Source organism: Deltaproteobacteria bacterium, from assembly GCA_020845775.1.
GTDB lineage: Bacteria > Bdellovibrionota_C > UBA2361 > SZUA-149 > JADLFC01 > JADLFC01.
In genome coordinates, this window is sequence record JADLFC010000079.1 from 1 (window position 1) to 2595 (window position 2595).

Sequence of the window (2595 nt, forward strand, 5' to 3'; positions counted from 1 at the left end):
AAAGGAAGAGTTACTTTTTCATTATGTATTTTCGTCTCAGGTGATTTAGCCAAAGCAATGGATAGCCGGCCGGCGATAACATAATTCGCAGTAGTAAACGCCTTCCTTTCTTTGCAAAGCAAAATAAGTGCGAAAGTAGATTTAGTTCTGTATGGATGCGATCTGCGAATTTTGGTCTGGATGGGAGAAATCCGTAGTTAGGTATAGGTAGTCCTTGTCGCTTGCGCGTCGTCAATAGACGAAAAGCTCTTAAGCGCTTTTCTTTGCCCATTATTCGATTGCAAGTCCTGGCGGCAGTTTGATTAAGGGGAATGAGTTTCAAAGCTTTCTCTTTCTCGGCTTTTTCAAGAAGCTCTTGTGCTTTTTTGTTTCTAGTGAGCACGTAGCTATAGCCTTCATAGAAATCGATATCTGAGGCGGGAGATTTCATCCAAGGGTCTCCCACTGCAATGTCTGCAAATTCTGCTGTCGCATCGTAACACGTTAAACATCGCGCCGGGGTAAACAAGCGGTAGAGGATATTAATCATATCCATAGAGGTCGGGCGAAATTTGCGCATTTTGCTAAAGTAAACTGGCATTAGCGAGCCATCTGCTAAGACCACGTGAGGAGTCCCTGGATGTTTGCCGACTCGCGAAATAAATTTTTTTGCATCGTTGCGGTAATCGCCGAGGCTTTGCCAGATTACCTCAAAAGCATCGTGTTCTATAGCTGCATGGCACAATAAGCCGATAGTCAGCACTACTCGATCGCAAATCCTTTTGTCTAGGAGCCTTGCCTTTTGAATTCCATGAATGTGACACGGCAACCCTACGACGGCATAACGCCCGTCGCGATTGCGAATTGTCTTTAGAACGGAATTTGTTCCCACTATGGAATATTTTGACTTTGTGGCCGCTAAAATTTCCTCTTTTGATAGAGCAAGGATTGGTTTGCCTTTCCATAAAATATTCTCGTCGGAGGACACTACAATTGCGCCATCGATTGCGCCGCTTTCGAGCAAGTGAACCAATAACGCTGTAACTGTCCCGCCACTCGTTGCCTCTTGGCGGATTCTGTTATCAGTTGCATGCGAAAGATAGGCAGAGGTGAAAAATCCATGTATGTCGTTAATGTCATACTGACAGTCAAAGAATTCACCGGCGATTTCCTGAGCTTTAAATTCATCTCCGGGGCAAACCTTTACGCATAGATTGCAATCCGTGCACGCAGTTAGGTTCTTTATTGAAGGATATTCGCAGTAATCTATATCTAATGCATCTGTTGGACAAATGCCTACGCATGTTCCGCAGCGATGACATAAATCGTTGTTTACTATGCTAGCGAGTGCTCTCAAAGCTCGAGGTGGGTCGGAAATTTGTGGACTTTTAGAGATGCGAGCAGGAGATTTAAGTGGCTCCCTAAAAAGTTCCGCAGTGCGCAAAGAAAATTTATTCATCGTTGAAAAGTTGCTCAAGAATCTAGAGTTTGCTTGATAGACTGTCACTTCATTTTATTATGGTCAACTGGTGTATGTTTAAGCAGTATGCTAATCTTTAAATATATGTCTCAGTTACTTGATAAAACAACCGCTAATGGCGAAGCTAGAGAAAGCGCTGCTAAATCGGTAGCAATGACGCCACAACAACGTCGCTTTGCGGCTAGCTCTCATTCTAGACTTGCGTCGTACAAGAGTCTTAGTGTGGGCGAGAAGGGATGGTGTAAGTTTTTCTGCTTTGAGTTGTATAACCTGTTTTTGCTAAACTTACCTACGATGTTTGGTTTAGGGTTGCGGCAACTAATTTTCCCACGCTTTGTAAAGGCCTATGGGCATGGCAGTATAATTGGACGTTCAGTCGCTGTCCGTCATCCGCATAGAATAGCACTTGGGAGTAATGTCGTAATAGACGACAATGTTACTTTAGATGTGCGAGTTGTTAGTAATAAGAACAGCGCGGGAATTGAGATTGGAAATAACGTATTCATTGGCAGGCATTCGATCGTTTCGGCAAAGGATGCAAGTATTTCGCTAGGCGATGCTGTAAACATTAGCAGTCATTGTCGGATTGCCACGAGTAGCGGAATAGACATAGGTTCCAGCGTATTGATTGCAGCTTATGTATATATAGGGCCGGGAAACCATAGCATAGATGCTAGCGAAATGCCTCTTATAGAGCAGCCGGTTGAAAATCGTGGTGGAGTTAGGATTGGCGCTGGCAGTTGGATTGGAACTCGCGCAACGATTCTAGACGGAGTGACAATAGGTCGCGATGCCATAGTTGGCGCACATTCGCTCGTAAATAGTGACGTGCCAGAGCGGGCGATCGTAGCTGGCACACCAGCGAGAATTCTTCGCTACAGAGACGCCATAGCAGCAAGTTCAGTGACTGATTGATTTATCTGATCGCATCCCCCAATGACGAGAACACAAAAAGCAATCGAAATTCCTATAATGCTCATCAAAATGCAATTAGCTGATGTTTTTTTGGTTTATAGCATTTACAAAAAGGATTTTTGTAAATGCTATAAACAGCAAGTGCGTAAGCACTTGCCAATAAACAACAAATACCGTTTCCAAAAAGTAAAATATTTAACTTACTTTTTGGAAACGGTATA

Annotated in this window: 2 protein-coding genes; one reads left to right on the top strand and one right to left on the bottom strand. The window is 43.5% G+C overall.

Translation table 11 applies throughout. From position 1 onward, the window contains the following. Nucleotides 1-10: 10 nt before the first annotated feature. Entirely contained in the window at nucleotides 11-1438 is a 1428-nt protein-coding gene (locus IT291_05080) for a Coenzyme F420 hydrogenase/dehydrogenase, beta subunit C-terminal domain (GenBank protein MCC6220600.1), read from the bottom strand. A gap of 702 nt (nucleotides 1439-2140) precedes the next feature. On the opposite strand from IT291_05080, the gene IT291_05085 reads away from it, so the two are divergent. After that, complete coding sequence (locus tag IT291_05085) at nucleotides 2141-2374, top strand: hypothetical protein (GenBank protein ID MCC6220601.1); 234 nt, start codon at nucleotides 2141-2143, stop codon at nucleotides 2372-2374. Nucleotides 2375-2595: the final 221 nt, after the last annotated feature.

Excerpts from the sequence above, each read along its gene's own strand:
- IT291_05080 (MCC6220600.1), bottom strand. The coding sequence starts at position 1,438 with ATGAATAAATTTTCTTTGCGCACTGCGGAACTTTTTAGGGAGCCACTT.
- IT291_05085 (MCC6220601.1), top strand. The coding sequence starts at position 2,141 with ATGCCTCTTATAGAGCAGCCGGTTGAAAATCGTGGTGGAGTTAGGATT.